This window comes from Chryseobacterium culicis (genome assembly GCF_002979755.1).
Lineage (GTDB): Bacteria > Bacteroidota > Bacteroidia > Flavobacteriales > Weeksellaceae > Chryseobacterium > Chryseobacterium culicis_A.
Map to the genome: position 1 here is coordinate 245,574 of NZ_PCPP01000003.1, position 20,125 is coordinate 265,698.

The following is a 20,125-nucleotide window of genomic DNA, read 5'->3' on the forward strand; positions in this document are numbered from 1 at the left end:
CAAATTATTGAATCTGTAAGATACTTGAAATCTGCTCTGCAAGAGAAAGCCCGATTCTATCCTGTGCTTCAAGGGTAGAAGCTCCCGTGTGAGGGGTAAGAGAGATTTTAGAATGGGTAAGAATTTCCTTAGAAGGAGTTGGCTCATTAATGAAAACATCTAATCCGGCAAATCTTACTTTACCTGAATCTAAAGCCTGAATTAAAGCTGTCTCATCAATAACTCCACCTCTTGAACAGTTGACAATAGCCACACCGTCTTTCATTATTTCAAATTCATTCTGCCCAATCATATAGCCGTCTTTCTGTGCCGGAACATGCAGCGTAATAAAGTCTGAATGTTTTAAAACTTCCTGTAACGGTTCTGTTTCTATGTCAACATTGATGAACTGGTTGTTGTAAAATTTCACCTTAATACTTGCTTTCCCAACATTATTATCGGCTGCTACCACTCTCATTCCAAGTCCTAAAGCAATTCTTGCCACTTCCTGCCCGATTCTTCCCATTCCAACAATACCAATTGTTTTTCCTCTTAATTCAATACCGGCTGCATAGGCCTTTTTAAGACCTCCAAATTCAGTATCTCCTACCAAAGGCATTTTTCTGTTGGAATCCTGAAGGAATCTTGCTCCTGAAAACAAATGAGCAAAAACAAGTTCAGCCACCGATTCTGAAGAAGCTGAAGGCGTATTGATCACATGGATCCCTTTTTCTCTTGCATAGTCTACATCAATATTATCCATACCAACACCTCCTCTACCAATAATGTCAATGGACGGACATCCGTCAATAATATCTTTTCTTACCTGGGTAGCACTTCTCACCAGCAGGGTGCGGATTTTGTGCTCGTTAATATAATCTACTAAAAACTCCTGCGGAACTTTTGTAGTGATCACCTCAAAGCCTTTTTCTGTCAATGCATCTATTCCAGATTGATCAAGGCCGTCATTTGCTAAAACTTTCATAAAATATCAAGTATATTAAAAAATGAAAGATTTAAAAATTAAAGGAACTGATTCCCATTTAATTTTTAAATCTTTGAATTATATTTTTATTCGCCGTCTTCTTTGAATACTTCAATGGTTACTTGCTTTTCAACCAAATCCGTAAATCTTCCTTTATATCTTGTAGCTCTTACCAGGTGATTGTCTATCCAGTGATAATTTCCTCCTCTTGGTTTTCCGCAAAGCACGCTATGGTATTTGAAGCCATGCTTATCCAGCCAGTCGATAGTGATTTGTTTTAGATTCTCGGTTCTTGAAGTAAAAAAGCAGATCTGATGTCCTTCGTCATACCATCTGTTGATTGTTTCCAGAGCATCAGGATAAGGTTCGCAGGTCACCATTCTTTCCGGCTCTTCGTTGGGAACATCATCAGTAATGGTTCCGTCGATATCTATTAAGTAATTTTTTATTCCATCCTTTAGAATAGGACTAATGTGTTCAATGTATTCTAATTCCATTACTAAATATTAAGTAACAAAGTTAGCGTTTTTACAACTATCAGGCACGTTAATCTTAGTTTATGTTAATATTATACTACAAAAACTATTATTTAAAGAATAATATCAATATTTTATTAATTATTTCCTGCAAAATAGTTAAAATTTTTCGTTTTGCATTTTCTTTTTAAGCAGAGAAAACTGAGATTGTAAAAAACAGATCAGCCCATTGATCAATTTATCGGCAAGCTTTCTTTACTTTATTACCATTATTATAAAAAGCATGATGTTTATCTAAAAATTTCCAAAATACATTTATTACTCTTACATTTGTAGGAATGGAAGAATATGTTGTTTTAGTAAATCCTGAAGATGAAGTTTTAGGACTGATGGAAAAACAGCAGGCTCACATCAATGGCCTGTTACACCGTGCTTTTTCTGTATTTCTTTTTAACAGTAAAGGAGAAATGCTTCTTCAGAAAAGAGCCTCAGGAAAATATCATTCTCCTAGCCAATGGACCAATGCTGTGTGCTCGCACCCACGAGAAGGGGAAACTTATCAGGAAGGAGCTGTGCGCAGATTAAGGGAAGAACTGGGAATTGAGGCGGAACTTTCAGAAAAATTCAATTTTATTTACAAAGCAGATGTGGGTGGCGGCCTTTGGGAGCACGAGCTGGATCATGTATTTGTAGGAAATCACGAAGCGGATTTCAATTTAAATAAAGAAGAAGTGGAAGAAGTACGATTCATTACTCCTGAAAATCTGGATAAAGAAATTGCTGAACATCCTGAAAACTTTACAGAGTGGTTCAAAATCATTCTGGAAGAATATAAACACCATTTTTAATAATGAAAAAAATATTGTTTTTTTCTGCTCTTTTAACGGGAAGTCTGTTTTTTGCGCAAAAAGCAAAAGTATATGAAAATCCCAATTACTCCATTACGATTCCGGAGGGCTGGAAATCTACGAATGACAGTGAGATTATTAATATTTTCCCTACCAGCCAGATAGGTGCTGTTACCATTTCGGAATATCATGATCTTGCCCTTCCAAAAGAGGAAGTGAAAAAATTCATCCTTGCCCTTTATCAATCGAAAGATGAAGAGAAAAAAGTAAAAGAAAAAAAGAGCCAGAAAGGATATACAGAATATCTGTATGAACACTTTGATGAAAAGGAAAAGCTTTTCTGGATCACCAAAGCTTTTCAAAAAGACAAAAACTTATATTTAGTTTCCATCAACTGTGGCCAGAAATTCTGGAACGGAAACTATATGACCCTATTCAATGAGACTTTTAACAGTTTTAAAATAAAGAAATAAAAATTAAATATGAAGAAAACAGCCTTGTACGACAAACATGTTTCTTTGGGAGCTAAGATCGTACCTTTCGCAGGTTTTGAAATGCCTGTTCAATATTCAGGGGTTACAGAAGAGCACTTTGCAGTAAGAGAAAAAGCAGGATTATTTGATGTTTCCCACATGGGACAGTTTTTCATCGAAGGGCCAGGATCAAAAGATCTTTTACAGTTTGTAACTACCAATAATGTAGATGCACTAGAAAACGGAAAAGCTCAGTATTCTTGTCTTCCTAACGAAAACGGCGGAATTGTAGATGACCTTATCGTTTACAAAATGGAAGATGACAAATATTTTGTGGTAGTTAATGCATCTAACATCGACAAAGACTGGAATCATATTTCAAAATACAATACTTTCGGGGCTAAAATGACCAATGCTTCTGATGAAATGTCTTTATTAGCAGTTCAGGGACCTAAAGCTACTGAAATCCTTCAGAAACTTACCGAAGTAAATCTTTCAGAAATTCCTTACTATCATTTCACAGTAGGAAGTGTTGCAGGAGAAAATAATGTGATCATTTCAAACACAGGATACACAGGAAGCGGTGGCTTTGAGATTTATTTCAATAACGAAAGTGCTGAAAAACTTTGGGATGCTGTAATGGAAGCAGGTAAAGAAGAAGGAATAATTCCTTGTGGATTAGCTTCCAGAGATACTTTAAGACTTGAAAAAGGATTCTGTCTTTACGGAAATGATATCGATGATACCACATCTCCTATTGAAGCTGGTTTAGGATGGATCACTAAGTTTGATAAAGACTTCGTTTCTAAAGATGTTTTCGCAAAACAGAAAGAAGAAGGTGTTACAAGAAAATTAGTTGGTTTTGAACTTACAGATAAAGGAGTTCCAAGACATGATTATCCTGTAGTAGATGCTGAAGGGAATGTAATCGGGAAAGTAACTTCCGGAACACAGTCTCCAATGAAGAAAGTTGGTTTAGGTCTTGCTTATGTAGACAAACCTCATTTCAAATTAGGTTCTGAGATCTTCATTCAGGTAAGAAATAAAAATATTCCTGCAAAAGTGGTGAAAGCTCCTTTTGTATAATTGGACAAAAATATTAAAAGAGAAGAGGCTGTGATTTGCTCACAGCCTCTTTTTTGTTTAAAGACAGATACAGCAGATTTTTCTATCAGGAGAGCATACATCACCTACTCCGGGTGTATTGGAAATCACTCCGCCTGCATTCCCACATAATCTATTACAGTTAACCGGAAGAGTATTACCTCCAGCATTAATTTTTTTTAAAGCTAATCTATTAAGACTCTTTGTTTTTGAAAAGTTGTTTATCATGATTTATTTTTTAGTGATCATAAAGTTAAGTATTTAATAATTAACTCATTGAAATAAATCACAAATTATAGATAAAATTTATTTTGGAACATGTTGAAAGCAATAGTCATTACCAATGCTGGTATAATGCTTACATCTGGTTCTTTTTTTGGTTGTTCCCAAGCATTGATTTCCTTTATTGATACCACTTACTTTTTTAGGGCTGGAAACCAATCCATATCCTGATGTTTGACCAGGATTACAGAGCTTACAAGGTTGAAGTCCAAGTTCCAGAGCTTTATTTACAGACAGGCTGGAAGAAACATTTTTCACCATTCTGCATGATGATGTATGAAACTTTGTACCCGAAGGAGTTCTGTAAACCGTCTGTCCTTTTACACTGACGGCAAGACAAAGCAATATGGAAATCAGATATTTCATTCATGTACACCAAAGAATTTCTGCAGTTCTTCTACATTTTTCTTATCATTTCCTACGAAAATCTCCTTATCTGTGATAAAGACAGGTCTTTTCAAAAAGGTATAATGATCCAGAAGCAATTCTTTAAAGTCTTTTTCTGTCAAAGATTTTACATCCAAACCTCTCAATTTGATCTGAGTAGATTTTTTGCTGAATAAAGCTTCGTATGATTTTGTTTTTTTATGCATTTCCGCCAATTCTTCTTTCGTGATCGGCTCTTTTTTAATTTCGCGAAGCTCCCACTCTGTAAGGTCAAATTGCGCTAAAATTTTTCTGCAGGTATCACATGTGTTGAGATAAAATACTTTCTTCATTACGGTTTCTAAATCTGTTATTGTTAAAATTCTCTTTCATTGAAAGTTTCGTCTTTCAAAAGTAGGATTTAATCTAAAACTTTGGAAATTATTAAATAACTTTATTCAAATTTTATAAAGATGCAGAACAAGCCTATTACTTTTCAGTTTATTTCGGAGCCTTCAGATGTTAATTACGGAGGAAATGTACATGGAGGAAGTGTTATGAAATGGATTGACCAGGCCGGTTATGCATGTGCGACCACCTGGAGTGGGAATTATTCTGTCACCGTGTATGTGGGCGGAATCCGTTTTTATGATCCTATTAAAATCGGTGAAGTGGTAAAAGTTGATGCCCAGGTAATTTATACCGGAACTTCAAGCATGCATATTGCCATTAATGTCTTTTCAAGAAACCTGAAGCAGCCGAACTTTGAGAAAAAAACACATTGTATCATTGTTTTTGTTGCCGTAGACGAAAATGGAAAAAAACTACCTGTCCCGAAATGGATCCCAACAACCGAAGAGGAAAAACAGCAGGAAATATATGCCAAACGCCTGATGGAACTGAGAACACAGATTGAAGATGAGATGAAACCTTTTCTGTAGATGAGATTTGGGATGCAGGATAAAAGGGTTTAAGGTTTAGAGTTTATGATTGTTGGTAATCCGTAACTAGCAACAAAAGCAACCAGCAACCCAAACAACCTGCAACAAAGAATTTCTTTTGAAAAACAGATTCTTCTTTTTATATTTGCATGAACAAAAGGAAATGGTGTTCTTCCTTACCCAACCGCTTTACAAAAGCTGATGACGCCTGATTAAAAGATTATTAACAAATAACTAATCAGGATTATCATGTCAAAAAACCAAAGAACATTAGGTAAAAAAGCAATTTTTCACACTCATTTTTTCTTCAGAAAGTTTCCGGCTCTGCCTTATATTTTAAAATGGCTGTGCATCAGTACAATTATTGGAGCTTTAGTGGGAACAGCTTCTGCAGGGTTTCTTCAATCCTTAGAATGGGCAACGAACTTCAGGGAAAATCATCTGTGGCTGATTGCTTTGCTGCCAGCAGCGGGATTCCTGATTGGACTTCTCTATTATTATTTCGGGAAAGATGTGGAGGCTGGAAACAATCTGCTCATTGATACCATCCATGAACCGAAGGGAATTATTCCGTTTAAGATGGCGCCTTTTGTTTATCTCGGAACTATTGTCACCCATTTCTTCGGAGGCTCTGCAGGCCGTGAAGGAACGGCACTTCAAATGGCAGGTGCTATCGCGGATCAGCTTACCAGACCTTTTAAGTTGGACAGAAATGAAAGAAAAATATTAATTATTGCAGCTATTGCAGCCGGATTTGGCTCTGTATTCGGAACTCCACTGGCAGGTGCCGTTTTTGGACTTGAGGTTTTTCTAATCGGAAGAATTCGTTACAATGCTATCTTTCCTGCCTTTGTTTCTGCAATTCTGGCCGACTGGGCTACCAATCTCTGGAATGTAAAGCATACCCATTATCATATTGATTTTATTCCAAAGCTTGAGTTTTTACCAGTTCTCTATAGTATTCTGGCAGGAATAGCTTTCGGAATATGTGCCGCAGCTTTCAGCAAAATGATCCACTGGATGAGCTCCGTTTTCAAATCAAAAATCAAATATCCTCCGTTTCGCCCTGTTGTGGGAGGAATTATTATTGCGCTTGCTGTTTTTGCGATGGGCACAACCCGTTATATAGGATTGGGAGTTCCTGTGATTGTTGAGTCATTTGAAAAACAGCTTCCTTTCTATGATTTTGCTTTAAAAATGGTTCTTACCATTGTGACATTATCCGCCGGATTTAAAGGTGGAGAAGTAACTCCCCTGTTCTTTATTGGCGCTACTTTAGGAAGTGCTTTATCTCTTTTTATTCCGCTTCCGTTCGGATTATTGGCAGGAATGGGCTTTGTAGCGGTATTTGCCGGAGCTACCAATACTCCTTTAGCGTGTATGCTGATGGGAATTGAATTATTCGGAGCTGAATGTGGCGTCTATGTAGCTATTGCCTGTGTTGTTTCTTATCTTCTTTCCGGTCACAACAGTATTTATACGAAACAGAAAATCGGAGAAGCAAAAAACAGACGATTTGAAAGTCAGCAGGATAAATCTATTTCGGATTTTTTATAAGTTGTCTTTTAGTTGCTGGTTATTTTTTGTTTCTAGTTTCTAGTTGTTTTTGTTGATAGTTACTGGTTACCTACAAATTTAAACCCTCGAATCCCGTATCTCAAAACACAAACCCAGCTACGCTCAAGCCCTCCCACTCTCAAACTCACTAACATCTCCTTCTCCATTTCCAACTATAATTCGTAATTTTACCCCATGTTCGATTACAGATTAAAAGTTTTCCATACGGTAGCTTCCCGATTAAGTTTCACGAAAGCTTCAGAAGAGCTTCACATTTCCCAGCCCGCTGTTACCAAACATATTAAAGAGATTGAAACTCAGATAGGCGCCAAGTTATTTGACCGTAAAGGAACTTCTATTCAGCTGACTCAAAGCGGGAAAATCCTGTTTGAACATGCAGAGAAGATCAGAAATATCTACCGTGATATGGAGTTTGAGATCAGCCAAATCAATCAACAGCATAAAGGAAAACTGATTATTGGAGCCAGTACAACCGTTGCACAGTATATTTTACCTGAAATTTTGGCCAAATTCAATTCTTATTATAAAGATATCAAGATTGAACTTCTTACGGGAAATACAGAAACGATCTCCCAACTTTTAAAAGAAGAAAAAATTGATCTGGGTATTATTGAAGGCGAATCTCAGTCTTCTTACTTTGAATACAAGACTTTTAAGCCTGATGAAATTGTTTTGGCAGCAAAATCCGACCACGCTCTGGCCCATAAAACTTTAAATTTAAAAGATCTCTATCAGCTGGATCTGATTTTCAGGGAACAAGGTTCAGGTACTCTTGAGTTTATACACAACAGACTCAAAGAAAAGGAAATCAATATCCATGAACTGAATACCGTTATGCAGTTGGGAAGCAGTGAAAGTATTAAAAATTATCTTCTCCACTCAGAATGTATGGCATTTCTTTCTATCAGCACCATACTGAATGAGCTGAAAAACAATATTCTGACGGTTATTGATATTAAAAACTTCAGTATTGAAAGGGATTTTCATTTTATCCTTCCTAAAGGCGAGCAATCTGAACTGATCAGCCTTTTCCTAAGATTTGCAGAGTAAATCATTTGTATAATGTACAAAGTATTCATGTAAAAAGTATTAATAATTTGCCAGCTACTATAGGTGCTTATCTGAAATACTTTTTACTTTTTACTTTTTACTTTTTACTTTTTACTTTTTACTTTTTTAATTATAACTTTTGGTTATCCATTATAACAAAATACGATTTACTTTGTAATACTAAATTCCGGAATTTTGATGCAGATTTTAAAAGTTCGCATTATGAAAGATTTCATTCAAAATGAAATGACACGGAAAGTATTTTTTATTGTTTTAGCAGTAGTATGTCTTACTCCGCTTATCTCTTCTCCTATAGCTCTTGTATTGGGATTTGGTCTGGCTGTTTTTATCGGAAATCCTTTTGAAAAACATCTTCATCATTATATTCATTTGCTATTACAGATATCAATTGTAGGTTTAGGATTCGGACTGAAGCTGGACGAAGCGCTTCACGCCGGAAAAACAGGTTTACTCTTAACAGTTGTAAGTATTGTTACAGTAATGGTTTTGGGATATTTTCTGGGAAAAGTATTTAAACTGGAAAGGCCTTTATCTTATTTGCTCTCTGCAGGAACAGCTATTTGTGGCGGGAGTGCCATTGCAGCAGTATCTCCCATTATTAAGCCAAGTACAAAACAGATTTCCCTTGCGTTAGCTATTGTTTTCACGTTAAACTCTATTGCACTATTTGTCTATCCCGCCATAGGACATCTTCTGAATCTGTCACAAGAACAGTTTGGGCTTTGGTGTGCCGTAGGAATTCACGATACTAGTTCCGTAGTAGGTGCTGCCAGTAAATATGGTGATGAAGCATTAAAAATAGCAACTACTGTAAAACTGGCGCGTGCTTTATGGATCATCCCTGTTTCATTGATCACCATGTTCATTTTTAAAAGCAAAGATTCCAAAATAAAGATTCCCTGGTTTATCGGGTATTTTATTGTAGCGATTCTGTTGAACACCTATTTTCCTTTTCTGGATCGTTTCAGTGCTTCTATCACTGTTTTGGCAAAATCCGGGCTGAATCTGACTTTATTTTTCATTGGTTCCACCCTTTCTCTCCAAACGCTGAAGTCAATTGGATTAAAACCTTTAGCTATGGCAGTTATCCTGTGGATAACCATAAGTGTTGGTAGCCTTCTTTATATTATCCATTAAAAAGAGCAGCACCCTTTTGATATCAAAAGGGTGCTGCATATTAAATGTGGAAATGTTTATTTCTAATTGAAATAATTTTCTTTAGATTGCGGCTTCACCACAAGTATATACCTGCGGGCAACCGATATACTGTACACAATACCAAGGTCCTGTTACAGATCCTGAGCAGCTGCATCCGCAAAGAGATAAATCCGGATTACCGCTTATTCCTCCTGTAATATTTTTCAAGTCTTGTTTTCTCAGTTTTTTAGCGTTTTTCATAATGTTCGTGAGATTTAGTTTTAATTAAATAATTTAGTTTTAGTTACCTTCCAAAGTTAAACAAATATTAAACACTCACAACAAAAAACAATATAAAAGTTAATAATTTATTGATTATAACTTAATTATTGTATTCAAAATAAGGAATCTCCTATTTATTTTTTTTAAACAGTTTAAATTATTCTGTAAATTCAAGATCTCTGTCATGCGTTTCAGAAATCGTAAGTGAAGAATAAAACGCAAGCCCAAATACTACGACTCCTACTATCGCAGCACTTTCCACAACCGGGAAATTACCTTTAAGAGAATCAAAAGCAAATATCATTACCGGCACCAGTCCTCTTACCATATTCGGAACTGTTGTGGTTGCGGTATTTCTGATATTGGTTCCGAACTGTTCGGCTGCCAGCGTTACAAACATCGCCCAATATCCTGTTCCAAAGCCAAGCCATACACAGAACAAATAGTATTTTGTTTCTGTATTGGTATTCCCGAACAGCATGATAGCAACACCGATGAGAGTAAAGATCAGCATATAAAAGATAGCCATTTTACGTGATTTTAAAGCATGGGAAATAAAACCACTCAGTAAATCACCTACAGAAATACCCACATAGGCCCACATAATTGCTTTTCCGGGGTTGATCTCTGTAATCCCTAATTCAGGAGCAAATTGATTGGCTAAAACGGCCAAAATCCCAATGCAATACCATGTGGGTAATCCTACTGCGATGCATTTTAGATATCTAATCAATCGGTCTTTATTGGTAAAAAAGGAGAGAAAATCTCCTTTTGAAACATCTTTATGCTCTATATTCTTATAAATTCCGGATTCTGATACACTTATTCTTAGTATCAATAACATAATTCCCATTATCCCACCGATGATGTAAGAAATATTCCAGCCTCCGGCCAGTTCTACGGTAAGTTGAGCTACAACAGCACCCATTAATCCGAAACCAGCTACCACCGAGGTTCCGATTGCTCTTAAATTCTTCGGTAAACTTTCAGAAACCAGGGTAATTCCCGCTCCAAGCTCTCCGGCAAGACCAATACCTGCAATAAACCTTAAACCGGCATACTGGTACACCAAATGCTCTTTCGGAAAATAAGGAAGAAAACCACAGGCGATATTGGCTAATGAATATACCAGGATAGAGCCAAACAGCACAGAAAGTCTCCCTTTTTTATCTCCAAAAATCCCCCAGAACACTCCTCCGATAAGAAGTCCTACCATCTGGCAGTTCAGAATAAAGGTTCCGTCTGCATCAGGATTAAGTCCCAATGCCTTTAGACTGGGAATTCTTACAATCCCAAATAGAAGGAGGTCATAGATATCTACAAAATAGCCTAAGGCAGAAATAATAACGGGAATAGAGAATATGTACTTCAGTTTTGAAGACAAGGACAGTTCTTGCATTTTTAAGTTTTGATAAAAATAAAAAACCTTTCAATTTCTTGAAAGGTTTTTATTAAATATCTTTTTACGATTATTATCTGGCAATATTCACAGCTCTCGTTTCTCTGATTACTGTTACTTTTACCTGTCCCGGATAAGTAAGTTCGTTCTGTATTTTCTCAGAGATGTCGTAAGAAAGCTGAGAAGCTACTTCATCATTCACTTTTCCGCTCTCTACCATTACTCTTAGCTCTCTACCCGCCTGGATTGCATAAGCACTGGATACACCATCAAAGCTTAACGCTGCAGATTCAAGATCTTTCAATCTCTGGATGTAAGATTCCAATACCTGTCTTCTTGCTCCCGGTCTTGCACCTGAGATGGCATCGGCAACCTGAATAATTGGAGATAATAATGACTTCATTTCAATTTCGTCGTGGTGAGCTCCAATTGCATTTACAACTTCTGGGTTTTCACCGTATTTCTCAGCCCACTGCATACCTAAAAGGGCGTGTGGTAATTCTGATTCCTGCTCAGGAACTTTACCGATATCGTGTAAAAGACCTGCTCTTTTTGCTAATTTTACGTTTAATCCTAGCTCAGCAGCCATAGTTGCAGCGATGTTAGCTACTTCTCTCGAGTGCTGTAGTAAGTTTTGTCCATAAGAAGAACGGTACTTCATTCTTCCTACAATTTTGATCAATTCAGGGTGTAATCCGTGGATTCCTAAATCAATGATCGTTCTCTTACCTACTTCAATGATTTCCTCTTCGATCTGTTTTCTTGTTTTTTCTACTACTTCTTCAATTCTTGCCGGGTGAATTCTACCATCGGTTACCAATCTGTGAAGGGATAATCTTGCAATCTCTCTTCTTACAGGGTCAAAGCATGAAAGAAGAATTGCTTCCGGAGTATCATCAACAATAATTTCTACTCCTGTTACAGCTTCTAAAGCACGGATATTTCTACCTTCTCTACCGATAATTCTACCTTTTACCTCATCAGATTCAATATTGAAAACTGATACTGAATTTTCGATAGCCTGCTCAGTTCCGATTCTCTGAATTGTTTGGATAACGATTTTTCTCGCTTCATTTTTAGCATTCATCTGAGCTTCTTCCATGATGCTCTGAACGTGTGCCTGAGCTCTTGTTTTAGCCTCAGCTCTCATGGTTTCTACCAATTCTGCTTTCGCTTCATCTGCTGTATAATTCGAGATTTTTTCAAGTATTTCTACTTTCTTAGCGGTAGCTGTATCTAACTCCTGCTGTTTTCTTTCCAGAATTTCATTCTTCTTAGCATAATCTGCAATCTGCTTGTCTAAATCTTTTTCAAGCTTTCCAGTCTTGCTAAGTTCATCATTCAGCTTATGCTCTTTGTCTTTCGTTCTCTTTTCAACTTCCTGCATTTTCTTTTCACGGGACTGAATATCTGCATCATGCTGTGATTTCAGTTCCAGGAATTTTTCTTTAGCCTGAAGGTTCTTTTCTTTCTTTATGGATTCAGCCTGTACGTTAGCTTTTTCTATAAGGTTTTCGGCATTTTTATTGGCATCATCTATGATGAATTTTGCTTTAGTATTCAGAGAACTTTTGGAAAAAAACATTCCCACCACGGCTCCGATTACTAAACAAACAACACCGACTATAACTTCTATCATAATATATATTGAGTTTTAATTGTATTCATATTCTTTACATAAAAAAAGCCTACAATAATCCAGAGATTGAGAGTAAACTCCTAATCAACACGATTTGAACTGATTTCCACTGTCTGTAATCCGGAAGTCCGGCACGCCATTCGATGGACATTTGTTCGGTAATTGTTTAGCGTTGAGTTTACCTTTAATGTGTTAGAATTATTGTAGGCAGTAATTTTTCAGGAAAAAAAATCTATTTCCCGATTTCATTCAACGATTGGTTAATCTGCGTTAACCTCTCGTTGGTTGAATTAATATTTTTTTCGTAGTTAAGAGAAACTACTTCTGCATTGGTTCCCAGTTTAAGGGCACACATAGCCAAAGCATCCTGTTTATCTCTTACATCGAAGTTTTGTTCAAAATCTTTAATCATATTCTCGATCTGCTTCCCTACTTTACGCAAAGTTTCTTCCTCTGCTGCCGGTACGTTCAGCGGATACACTCTTCCTGCAATGTTGACGGTTATTCTCCTTACCTCCATTATAATCCACTGTTTTGAAGCTGAGCAATACAGAAATCAATTTCTTTCACCAATCTGTTGATATGGTTCTTCATTAATCTATTGTGTTCAGGATTTCCTGATATTGCTGAATAAAGTTTTATATTTTTTTGTTCTTCTGCTAATACCTGATTCTTTCTTCTTTCCTCATCATACTTCTTCTTCAAGTCTTCATGCTCAATATTTAATTCTCTTAAATTTTCCGTAAGATTTTTATAGTTCTTTTGCAGAGTCGAAATCTTTCTCTCTAATTCTGAAAAATTGTTTTCTAAATCTTGAAGCATTTCAGGTTTGTATATTCTAACTAAAAGCAAAAATAAAAAAATAATAGCACTAACAAAAATAAAACGCTCTATATTTTGAAATACAAACAAAAAAGGAGGCGCCAGCGCACCTCCTGTGTATTTTTCAATGAAATATTTTTTTATTCAAATTTCAGAACGAACATTACTGCTCTTGTCTGCAATGTAGAAATAGCAGACGACCAGTAAGGAGGTGTAGTAGCGTTATCCGCCACCTTCTCATTGTTCATGAAGAATGTTCCTCTTACGGCAGGAGTCAGTTTAAATTTGTTGAAATAAAACTGAATTCCCATTTCTGCAGACCATGCGAAGTTGTGAGTGGTAGATCTGTAGATCCCCTGCATGTTATCATCTGTAGAAGTTGCGTTAGACTGAAGGTTCACCACATAGTTCACCCCTGCTGCCACATAAGGTCTTGAATTGTACCATCTTTGTCCGTGAAGTTCCAAAAGTACCGGAATATCGATCAACGTAGATTTAATTTCTCTTACTTTATCCTTTTCCTGTAAAGGGAATGGCATAAAAGGAGGATTCGTTAAAGATCCACCTGCATAAATGTCATTGGATTGAGTATTAAAAGTCAACTGTCTTTGTGCAAACTGTAAACCTGGTTCTATTCTTACATCAAGATAGTCATTCAGTCTCCATTTTGCAATAAGCCCGGCACCGAAACTATAACTTTCCTTGGAGGTAACAAGGTTTTCATTATCATTCATCCCATATTTCGGATGCAAAACAATGCGGTAATCCAGTCTGTTCCCGTTCAAATAAAACCCCCAACTGAATTTCTGTTCGTCGAAATCTTCCAACTTATCCATTCTGTTTCGGGTTCTGAATTGCGCGTTTGCAAAAACGGCAACATTTACTGAGGTTAAAACCAGTGCTTTTAATAGAAATTTATTCATAGGTTACTTTGTTGCTTTATAAATTGTGGCTATACCTAAACTTAATTTTTTATATTCAACTTTCTTAAATCCCGTATCTAAAAGAATTTGCTTCATCTTCTCCCCGAAAGGAAAAGCATTTACAGAATCCGGAAGGTATGTATACGCCCTATTATCCTTAGAAACCAGTCTGCCAATGGCAGGTAATATATTTTTAAAGTAAAACATATAAAATGGCCCCATGAAACCCTCAACCTTTGAAAACTCCAGTATATAAACACTTTTGTTATCTTTAACTACTCTTCTTAACTCTGCCAAACCTTTGGTAAGGTTTTCAAAATTCCTTACTCCAAATGCAACGGAAACAGCATCAAATCTATTGTCCTCGAAAGGTAAATTTTCTGCATCTCCTTTTTGCATGGAAATTTTGCCGTCTAATTTAAGTTTTTTTATTTTAATAACGCCAACATTCAGCATTTGTTGTGATAAATCTAATCCAACTACTTTAGAACCGGTTCCTTTTTCAATCGTAATTGCCAGATCTCCCGTTCCTGTAGCCACATCCAGCACTTCCTGCGGATTATCATTTTTCATCCATTTTACCAGTTTATTTCTCCACAAAATATCAATTTTCATGGATAAAACACGGTTCAGAAGGTCATACTTCGGCGCAATATTGTCGAACATATCCTCTACCTGGCTTTTTTTTGTAGCCTCTGAATTGTAGGGAGTAACTTTGGTGATATCTTTTGTCAAAACTTAAAACTTGTAATATTCTTTATAATAATTTAGGTAATCCTGCTTTCTGAAGATTTTAGATCGTGATTCCACTTTCTGGATATTTTTGATCACTTTGTCATAGTCTTCATCTACATTGTAATAAAAATCTTCTGTGTAAAGCTTATTGAAGCGTTTCGCTCCTCCGTAATAATCCTTTCCGTCAATAACTGTTTTATCAAGGTTTGCCAGTAACGAATCTTTTTTAAGATTATATCCGTAATACTGATCATTTACGTAGTAATCCTGGTGGGTGATATTAATCAGACCTCGAAGTTTATTCACTTCAAATGCAGAATCATAAAGCATTTTTTTGTTCTGATCAAAAACCTGAATAGAGTTTTTCCCTTTATTCAAATCCACATGCACATACTGTCCCGCAGAAATAATGCCTTCAGACCCGTTATTGATCTTAAAGTAATACGTATTCGGGGTAGGATTATCTACAACATAATAATTCTTCTTGGCTAAAAAAAGGAAGTAGATCCCAAAGGCAACGATAAACGCCACAGCTGCAATAAGTAAGCCTTTTAAGGATGAATTGTTTTTCATAGAATGTAAAGTACAATTTTTGCAAATTTAATAATATTTTTAATTCTCCGTTATTAATATTAATTATTAACTTTGCATCTTTAAAAAAATCATATAAACGAATGCCTAATACGATCATTATTGGCTCTGGATCTTATATTCCGAACAGAGTTATTGGTAGAGATTACTTCATGAATTCCGAGTTCTACACTGAAGACGGAGTAAAGATTGAAAAGCCTGTGGAAGAGACCATTGCGAAATTTGTAGAAATTACAGAAATCGAAAACAGGAGATTCATTGAGGATGATCTTTCCAACTCTCAAATCGGTTATGAAGCTGCAAAAATTGCCCTTGAGGATGCAAAAGTAGACGGCGAAGAATTGGATTATATCATCTACGCAAGCAATTTCGGGGAAGTTACCGAAAACGGATATGCTGATTTTATGCCAACAATGGCAGCAAGAGTAAAGAATAAACTGGGGATCAAAAACAGAAAATGCGTAACCTATGACATGGTTTTCGGATGTCCAGGATGGGTAGAAGCAATGATTTTATCTGATAATTTAATTAAAGCTAAAGTGGCAAAAACAATTCTTGTCATCGGAGCTGAAACATTAAGCAGAGTAACTGATCCATATGACAGAAACAGAATGATTTTTGCCGATGGTGCCGGAGCGGTAGTGGTAAAAGCAACTGACGAAGAGAATGTAGGAATTATTGCCCACAACACGATCTGTGATAACGGACCGGAATTAAACTACCTTGAAAATCAACCTTCTATCAATAAAGAAGCAGATCAGAAGCGTCTTTATGTAAGAATGTTAGGAAGAAAGATTTACGAATACGCTCTTAAAAACGTACCGGATGCTATCAAGGACACCATTACTGATGCAGGTCTTTCTATTGAAGATATAGATAAAATCTTAATTCACCAGGCCAATGCTAAAATGGATTACGCCATGATTGAAAGACTTCACAGGCTTTATGACGTAAAAGAATACGATCATGCGATCTCTCCTATGACGATCCAGGATCTTGGAAATACTTCAGTAGCAACAATTCCTACCATGTATGATATCATAATTAAAGGAAAAATGGAGGGTCAATCGTTTAAAGAAAAAGGTAACATTGTGATGACTTCGGTAGGAGCCGGAATGAACATCAATGCTATCGTTTACAGATTTCCTTAAAAATATTTAATAAACAAAAAATATAAAGCACAGGGAAGTTATTCTTTGTGCTTTTTTTGATCAGAACATGCAAAAGAATTTTTTAATCATCGCCGGAATCTTCCTTTTTTTGGAAGTGTATATTTATCAGGCTGTCAGAACGCTTACCGATAATTTCTGGATCAGAATCGGATATTGGGTAATATCGTTAGCCGTATATGGAATTTTCGCCTATGAAGTCACTCATTACCAACGATCAGACCGAAGTATGGTAAGGGCTCAGATCATGATTTCATTATTTTTAATTTTCATCCTTCCTAAAATTTTCGTGGTCCTGTTTTTATTAATTGATGATATCATCAGAACCGGAGGCTACCTGATTGGTTTTGCCAAACCCACTGAAAATTTCTTCCCGGAAAGAAGGAAGTTCCTGAGCCTGGTAGGACTGGGAATGAGCGGAGTGCTTTCAGCTCTTTTCATTGACGGAATTACGTTTGGAAAATATAGACATACAGTAAGAAGGGTAAGAGTAAATTTTGCCAATCTCCCCAAAAGTTTCAAAGGCTACAAGATCATCCAAATTTCTGACGTCCATAGCGGAAGCTTCTCTGATCCAAAAAAATTACAACATGCTATCGACCTGATCAATGAACAGAAGCCCGACCTTGTGTTATTTACCGGAGACATGGTAAATAATGTTGCAGATGAATTCAAACCATTCATTCCTTTGTTTTCAAAAATTCAGGCTAAAGATGGTAAATTTGCCGTTTTAGGAAACCACGATTACGGAGATTATGTAACCTGGGAATCCCCTGCTGCTAAAAAAGAAAACCTTGACACATTGATTGGCTATGAAAAGCAGGCTGGTTTTGATATGCTGAGAAATGAGCACAGAGTCATTGAAAAAAATGGAGAGAAACTCTATATTCTGGGGGTTGAGAACTGGGGACTGAAACCATTCCCTCAATTCGGAAGAATAGATGATGCGTTAAAAGGCGTACCGGAATCTGCCACTAAAATATTAATGAGCCACGACCCTACCCATTTTGATTACGTGGTAAAAAAACACCCTGCAAACATTCATTTAACTCTTTCAGGACACACCCATGGAATGCAGTTTGGATTGGATCTTAAAAATGTAAAATGGTCTCCGGTACAATACAAATACCCAAAATGGGCCGACTTATATGAAAGCGAGGGAAAATTACTATACGTAAACAGAGGATTTGGCGTATTAGGATATCCGGGAAGAGTGGGTGTATTGCCAGAAATCACTCTTTTTGAGCTGAGTTAGAAGTTTAGGGTTTAAGGCTAGAGGTTTATCATACATAAATTCCTCCCTAATCCCTTTAACCTGAAACCTGCAACCTAACATCTGCAACCTAAAAAATATAATCTTTCATACGGGAAGTCGCCATTTCCCTGTCATTGAGAAAAGTAAGGAGGGCATCTAATTTGTCCTCCATTTTTTTGCCCGAAAATAAGCTTCGGTAAAAAGGAATATCAAAACGGTATTTCTTGAAATCTGTAAACTGCCACGTATTGAGATAAATCAAAACAAACTCTTCGTTCTGCAAAGTTTCCAGAACCATATTCTGATAATACTTCATTGGCAGAATCTGAAATACAAAATCATTATAAGGCAGCTGGCTGTAAGGAGAGATACTCTCCGGAACGATACTCAATCCGTCCTCTTCTGTAATTACCGTATCTCTTTTGAGTCTTTTGAAAGGAAAAAGAATATTGGCATTATCGATATTGGAAACATAATTAAATTCCATCAGCTTCAAAATTTCCTGTGAAACTTTTACATCTTTCTGACGAATTCCTCTGATCTGTTTTTCCAGAAGATCCTGAATATTCTTCTTGGCATTTTCAATTTCTTCCGGATTTGATCCTTTATTATAAAAAGCAATTTCATGCCCTTTGGATGAAATTGCTTTTATTAAATTCTGAAGTTTTTCAGTGAGAGAAACCTCTACAAAAAAACTTGATTTGATATCATGAATATCTAAAATTCTAAGAATTGCTCTGGTATTATTTTCTATGATTTTCAATCTCTCATCATCGGTAATAGGAGAGCCATTTTTTACTTCAGCCTCAATACAAGTGATGTTAAAAGTCAATAATACCATTTAAATTAAAGTTTATATAAATTATATAAAATATTAAAAATCAGATGTTAAAAATAAAACCAATTAAAGTATTACTTTACATAATTAATCCTTACCTAATTTTACTTTTAAATTCTTAATCATGTCCTTTGTCATTTCAGAAATTCCGAAATCATACGTCAGACCCCAGTCTTTTTTAGCGACTGAATCATCAATAGAAGCTGGCCAAGAATCTGCAATTGCCTGTCTGAAATCCGGGTTATAATCAATTGCAAAATCCGGAATTTCTTTCTTGATTTCTTCTGCCAGTTCTTTTGGAGTAAATGACATTCCACCCAAATTATAAGAAGAACGAACTGTTAAACTTTCTTTTGGAGCGTCCATTAATTTCAGAGTAGCATTGATGGCATCATCCATATACAACATTGGCATTCCGGTATTCTCAGAAATGAAACTTGTATATTTTCCTTCTTCAATAGCTTTGTAGAAAATCTCAACGGCATAATCGGTAGTTCCACCTCCCGCTGGAGTTTTCCAGGAGATCAATCCAGGATATCTGATACTTCTTACATCTACCCCATATTTATCGAAATAGTATTCGCACCACTTCTCCCCTGCCATTTTAGAGATTCCGTAAACCGTTGTAGGGTTCAACACGACATCCTGTCCTACCTCATGCTTTGGAATTCCCTTTCCAAATACAGCGATAGAACTTGGCCAGAAGATCTTTTTAAGAAGCCCTTCTTTCGCCATTTCACAAAAATGAAGTAAGGGTTCAAGATTCAGTTTCCACGCAAAAATAGGCTGCTTTTCAGAAGTTCCGGATAAAAGTGAAGCCAGGTGATACACTGTAGTGATTTCATAATCATGAATTACCTGTCTTACCAATTGTGTATTGGTAACATCCATTCTTTCATAGTGTCCGGCAGAAGTAATTCCTTCCTGCCATCTGTCCAATCCTGAAGCAACAACGTTTTCCGCTCCGTGGATTTCAACAAGTCTGTTCGTAAGTTCGGTACCAATTTGTCCCAAGGCACCTGTAATCAGTATTCTTTCCGTATAGGATTCCATTTTCAGATTTTTTTAGAATTGTACAAAAGTAAAAAAAACATGTCAACCATAATAAAAAAGGTGTATTTAAAAACATTGTCCTGATAAAGTACATATATCTCGCATTAGATCATCTCAATGAAAGAAAAAATCAAATGCAATGATCATCAGGCTGTGATTAACTGAAAATTCAATAATTT

General features: G+C 36.3%; 24 protein-coding genes and 1 riboswitch. Of the genes, 9 read left to right on the forward strand and 15 right to left on the reverse strand.

The genetic code is table 11. The features are described 5' to 3' along the window. Positions 1 to 4: 4 nt before the first annotated feature. Positions 5 to 964, reverse strand: coding sequence for a D-2-hydroxyacid dehydrogenase (locus CQ022_RS17640; RefSeq protein WP_034695946.1), 960 nt, complete (start codon positions 962 to 964; stop codon positions 5 to 7). Positions 965 to 1,050: 86 nt separating this feature from the next. Beyond that, on the reverse strand, positions 1,051 to 1,461 hold the full coding sequence (locus CQ022_RS17645; protein WP_002980498.1) for a phosphoheptose isomerase: 411 nt from the start codon (positions 1,459 to 1,461) through the stop codon (positions 1,051 to 1,053). Between the two features lie 317 nt (positions 1,462 to 1,778). Between CQ022_RS17645 and idi the strand changes: the two genes are divergently transcribed. The 3 genes from idi to gcvT are packed head-to-tail and all read left to right on the forward strand — an operon-like array spanning position 1,779 to position 3,847. Beyond that, positions 1,779 to 2,288 carry an isopentenyl-diphosphate Delta-isomerase gene (gene idi / locus CQ022_RS17650; protein WP_105683621.1) on the forward strand — a complete coding sequence of 170 codons (510 nt, stop codon included), beginning with the start codon at positions 1,779 to 1,781 and terminating at the stop codon, positions 2,286 to 2,288. 2 nt (positions 2,289 to 2,290) lie between these two features. Next, positions 2,291 to 2,761 carry a hypothetical protein gene (locus CQ022_RS17655; RefSeq protein WP_228421767.1) on the forward strand — a complete coding sequence of 157 codons (471 nt, stop codon included), beginning with the start codon at positions 2,291 to 2,293 and terminating at the stop codon, positions 2,759 to 2,761. Between the two features lie 9 nt (positions 2,762 to 2,770). Next, positions 2,771 to 3,847: a glycine cleavage system aminomethyltransferase GcvT gene (gene gcvT / locus CQ022_RS17660; RefSeq protein ID WP_105683623.1), complete on the forward strand. Its 1,077-nt coding sequence runs from the start codon at positions 2,771 to 2,773 to the stop codon at positions 3,845 to 3,847. A 57-nt stretch (positions 3,848 to 3,904) separates the two neighbouring features. On the opposite strand, the gene CQ022_RS17665 is transcribed toward gcvT, so the two are convergent. From CQ022_RS17665 to CQ022_RS17675, 3 genes are all read right to left on the reverse strand, one after another. Further along, on the reverse strand, positions 3,905 to 4,093 hold the full coding sequence (locus CQ022_RS17665) for a hypothetical protein (RefSeq protein ID WP_105683624.1): 189 nt from the start codon (positions 4,091 to 4,093) through the stop codon (positions 3,905 to 3,907). Positions 4,094 to 4,171: 78 nt separating this feature from the next. Further along, complete coding sequence (locus tag CQ022_RS17670; protein WP_105683625.1) at positions 4,172 to 4,513, reverse strand: hypothetical protein; 342 nt, start codon at positions 4,511 to 4,513, stop codon at positions 4,172 to 4,174. Then, positions 4,510 to 4,866, reverse strand: a complete 357-nt coding sequence (locus CQ022_RS17675) for an arsenate reductase family protein (RefSeq protein ID WP_105683626.1) — start codon at positions 4,864 to 4,866, stop codon at positions 4,510 to 4,512. Before CQ022_RS17675 ends, CQ022_RS17670 begins: the two co-directional genes overlap by 4 nt. A 120-nt stretch (positions 4,867 to 4,986) precedes the next feature. Between CQ022_RS17675 and CQ022_RS17680 the strand changes: the two genes are divergently transcribed. The 4 genes from CQ022_RS17680 to CQ022_RS17695 all read left to right on the forward strand — a co-directional run bounded on the left by CQ022_RS17680 (position 4,987) and on the right by CQ022_RS17695 (position 9,240). Beyond that, on the forward strand, positions 4,987 to 5,454 hold the full coding sequence (locus CQ022_RS17680) for an acyl-CoA thioesterase (RefSeq protein WP_047383407.1): 468 nt from the start codon (positions 4,987 to 4,989) through the stop codon (positions 5,452 to 5,454). Between the two features lie 150 nt (positions 5,455 to 5,604). Then, a riboswitch (Fluoride riboswitch) is annotated at positions 5,605 to 5,672 on the forward strand. Between the two features lie 31 nt (positions 5,673 to 5,703). Then, entirely contained in the window at positions 5,704 to 7,011 is a 1,308-nt protein-coding gene (locus tag CQ022_RS17685) for a voltage-gated chloride channel family protein (protein ID WP_185126824.1), read from the forward strand. A 195-nt stretch (positions 7,012 to 7,206) separates the two neighbouring features. Then, the gene (locus CQ022_RS17690) at positions 7,207 to 8,082 is read left to right on the forward strand and encodes a LysR substrate-binding domain-containing protein (RefSeq protein WP_105683627.1); all 876 of its coding nucleotides are present in this window, start codon (positions 7,207 to 7,209) and stop codon (positions 8,080 to 8,082) included. A gap of 222 nt (positions 8,083 to 8,304) precedes the next feature. Then, the gene (locus CQ022_RS17695) at positions 8,305 to 9,240 is read left to right on the forward strand and encodes a YeiH family protein (RefSeq protein ID WP_105683743.1); all 936 of its coding nucleotides are present in this window, start codon (positions 8,305 to 8,307) and stop codon (positions 9,238 to 9,240) included. An 81-nt stretch (positions 9,241 to 9,321) separates the two neighbouring features. Here CQ022_RS17695 and CQ022_RS17700 read toward each other — a convergent pair whose 3' ends face one another. From CQ022_RS17700 to CQ022_RS17735, 8 genes are all read right to left on the reverse strand, one after another. Beyond that, positions 9,322 to 9,501, reverse strand: coding sequence for a hypothetical protein (locus CQ022_RS17700; RefSeq protein ID WP_034695964.1), 180 nt, complete (start codon positions 9,499 to 9,501; stop codon positions 9,322 to 9,324). Between the two features lie 178 nt (positions 9,502 to 9,679). Then, positions 9,680 to 10,921 (reverse strand): MFS transporter, encoded by a 1,242-nt coding sequence (locus tag CQ022_RS17705; protein ID WP_105683628.1) that lies wholly within the window; start codon positions 10,919 to 10,921, stop codon positions 9,680 to 9,682. Positions 10,922 to 10,994: 73 nt separating this feature from the next. Beyond that, positions 10,995 to 12,560, reverse strand: coding sequence for a ribonuclease Y (gene rny, locus CQ022_RS17710; protein ID WP_185126825.1), 1,566 nt, complete (start codon positions 12,558 to 12,560; stop codon positions 10,995 to 10,997). Between the two features lie 232 nt (positions 12,561 to 12,792). Next, positions 12,793 to 13,080 (reverse strand): cell division protein ZapA, encoded by a 288-nt coding sequence (locus CQ022_RS17715; RefSeq protein WP_034695967.1) that lies wholly within the window; start codon positions 13,078 to 13,080, stop codon positions 12,793 to 12,795. Continuing rightward, entirely contained in the window at positions 13,080 to 13,382 is a 303-nt protein-coding gene (locus CQ022_RS17720) for a hypothetical protein (RefSeq protein ID WP_105683630.1), read from the reverse strand. The genes CQ022_RS17715 and CQ022_RS17720 overlap by 1 nt, the downstream gene beginning before the upstream one ends. 140 nt (positions 13,383 to 13,522) lie before the next feature. Next, positions 13,523 to 14,305 (reverse strand): porin family protein, encoded by a 783-nt coding sequence (locus CQ022_RS17725; protein WP_105683631.1) that lies wholly within the window; start codon positions 14,303 to 14,305, stop codon positions 13,523 to 13,525. Positions 14,306 to 14,308: 3 nt separating this feature from the next. After that, positions 14,309 to 15,040 carry a bifunctional demethylmenaquinone methyltransferase/2-methoxy-6-polyprenyl-1,4-benzoquinol methylase UbiE gene (gene ubiE / locus CQ022_RS17730; RefSeq protein ID WP_034695974.1) on the reverse strand — a complete coding sequence of 244 codons (732 nt, stop codon included), beginning with the start codon at positions 15,038 to 15,040 and terminating at the stop codon, positions 14,309 to 14,311. A 3-nt stretch (positions 15,041 to 15,043) separates the two neighbouring features. Then, the gene (locus CQ022_RS17735) at positions 15,044 to 15,613 is read right to left on the reverse strand and encodes a hypothetical protein (RefSeq protein ID WP_047376865.1); all 570 of its coding nucleotides are present in this window, start codon (positions 15,611 to 15,613) and stop codon (positions 15,044 to 15,046) included. A 101-nt stretch (positions 15,614 to 15,714) separates the two neighbouring features. Here CQ022_RS17735 and CQ022_RS17740 point away from each other — a divergent pair, with 101 nt between their 5' ends. After that, positions 15,715 to 16,782 carry a 3-oxoacyl-ACP synthase III family protein gene (locus tag CQ022_RS17740; RefSeq protein ID WP_105683632.1) on the forward strand — a complete coding sequence of 356 codons (1,068 nt, stop codon included), beginning with the start codon at positions 15,715 to 15,717 and terminating at the stop codon, positions 16,780 to 16,782. 67 nt (positions 16,783 to 16,849) lie between these two features. Continuing rightward, positions 16,850 to 18,055 carry a metallophosphoesterase gene (locus tag CQ022_RS17745; protein ID WP_105683633.1) on the forward strand — a complete coding sequence of 402 codons (1,206 nt, stop codon included), beginning with the start codon at positions 16,850 to 16,852 and terminating at the stop codon, positions 18,053 to 18,055. 88 nt (positions 18,056 to 18,143) lie between these two features. Here the strand turns inward: CQ022_RS17745 and CQ022_RS17750 are convergent, their stop codons facing one another. Both CQ022_RS17750 and CQ022_RS17755 read right to left on the reverse strand, forming a co-directional pair. Then, a complete protein-coding gene (locus CQ022_RS17750) occupies positions 18,144 to 18,896 on the reverse strand; it encodes a polysaccharide deacetylase (protein ID WP_105683634.1) in 753 nt (250 codons plus the stop codon). An 84-nt stretch (positions 18,897 to 18,980) separates the two neighbouring features. Further along, complete coding sequence (locus tag CQ022_RS17755; protein ID WP_105683635.1) at positions 18,981 to 19,946, reverse strand: NAD-dependent epimerase/dehydratase family protein; 966 nt, start codon at positions 19,944 to 19,946, stop codon at positions 18,981 to 18,983. Positions 19,947 to 20,125 lie beyond the last annotated feature (179 nt).

What these genes read in the sequence shown, in the direction of transcription:
- CQ022_RS17665 (WP_105683624.1), bottom strand. Translation starts at nt 4,093, where the DNA reads ATGATAAACAACTTTTCAAAAACAAAGAGTCTTAATAGATTAGCTTTA.
- CQ022_RS17720 (WP_105683630.1), bottom strand. Translation starts at nt 13,382, where the DNA reads ATGCTTCAAGATTTAGAAAACAATTTTTCAGAATTAGAGAGAAAGATT.
- CQ022_RS17705 (WP_105683628.1), bottom strand. Translation starts at nt 10,921, where the DNA reads ATGCAAGAACTGTCCTTGTCTTCAAAACTGAAGTACATATTCTCTATT.
- rny (WP_185126825.1), bottom strand. Translation starts at nt 12,560, where the DNA reads ATGATAGAAGTTATAGTCGGTGTTGTTTGTTTAGTAATCGGAGCCGTG.
- CQ022_RS17740 (WP_105683632.1), top strand. Translation starts at nt 15,715, where the DNA reads ATGCCTAATACGATCATTATTGGCTCTGGATCTTATATTCCGAACAGA.
- CQ022_RS17745 (WP_105683633.1), top strand. Translation starts at nt 16,850, where the DNA reads ATGCAAAAGAATTTTTTAATCATCGCCGGAATCTTCCTTTTTTTGGAA.
- gcvT (WP_105683623.1), top strand. Translation starts at nt 2,771, where the DNA reads ATGAAGAAAACAGCCTTGTACGACAAACATGTTTCTTTGGGAGCTAAG.
- CQ022_RS17690 (WP_105683627.1), top strand. Translation starts at nt 7,207, where the DNA reads ATGTTCGATTACAGATTAAAAGTTTTCCATACGGTAGCTTCCCGATTA.
- CQ022_RS17750 (WP_105683634.1), bottom strand. Translation starts at nt 18,896, where the DNA reads ATGGTATTATTGACTTTTAACATCACTTGTATTGAGGCTGAAGTAAAA.
- CQ022_RS17675 (WP_105683626.1), bottom strand. Translation starts at nt 4,866, where the DNA reads ATGAAGAAAGTATTTTATCTCAACACATGTGATACCTGCAGAAAAATT.
- CQ022_RS17755 (WP_105683635.1), bottom strand. Translation starts at nt 19,946, where the DNA reads ATGGAATCCTATACGGAAAGAATACTGATTACAGGTGCCTTGGGACAA.
- CQ022_RS17685 (WP_185126824.1), top strand. Translation starts at nt 5,704, where the DNA reads ATGTCAAAAAACCAAAGAACATTAGGTAAAAAAGCAATTTTTCACACT.
- CQ022_RS17700 (WP_034695964.1), bottom strand. Translation starts at nt 9,501, where the DNA reads ATGAAAAACGCTAAAAAACTGAGAAAACAAGACTTGAAAAATATTACA.
- idi (WP_105683621.1), top strand. Translation starts at nt 1,779, where the DNA reads ATGGAAGAATATGTTGTTTTAGTAAATCCTGAAGATGAAGTTTTAGGA.
- CQ022_RS17715 (WP_034695967.1), bottom strand. Translation starts at nt 13,080, where the DNA reads ATGGAGGTAAGGAGAATAACCGTCAACATTGCAGGAAGAGTGTATCCG.
- CQ022_RS17655 (WP_228421767.1), top strand. Translation starts at nt 2,291, where the DNA reads ATGAAAAAAATATTGTTTTTTTCTGCTCTTTTAACGGGAAGTCTGTTT.
- CQ022_RS17735 (WP_047376865.1), bottom strand. Translation starts at nt 15,613, where the DNA reads ATGAAAAACAATTCATCCTTAAAAGGCTTACTTATTGCAGCTGTGGCG.
- CQ022_RS17725 (WP_105683631.1), bottom strand. Translation starts at nt 14,305, where the DNA reads ATGAATAAATTTCTATTAAAAGCACTGGTTTTAACCTCAGTAAATGTT.
- CQ022_RS17645 (WP_002980498.1), bottom strand. Translation starts at nt 1,461, where the DNA reads ATGGAATTAGAATACATTGAACACATTAGTCCTATTCTAAAGGATGGA.
- CQ022_RS17640 (WP_034695946.1), bottom strand. Translation starts at nt 964, where the DNA reads ATGAAAGTTTTAGCAAATGACGGCCTTGATCAATCTGGAATAGATGCA.
- CQ022_RS17680 (WP_047383407.1), top strand. Translation starts at nt 4,987, where the DNA reads ATGCAGAACAAGCCTATTACTTTTCAGTTTATTTCGGAGCCTTCAGAT.
- CQ022_RS17695 (WP_105683743.1), top strand. Translation starts at nt 8,305, where the DNA reads ATGAAAGATTTCATTCAAAATGAAATGACACGGAAAGTATTTTTTATT.
- CQ022_RS17670 (WP_105683625.1), bottom strand. Translation starts at nt 4,513, where the DNA reads ATGAAATATCTGATTTCCATATTGCTTTGTCTTGCCGTCAGTGTAAAA.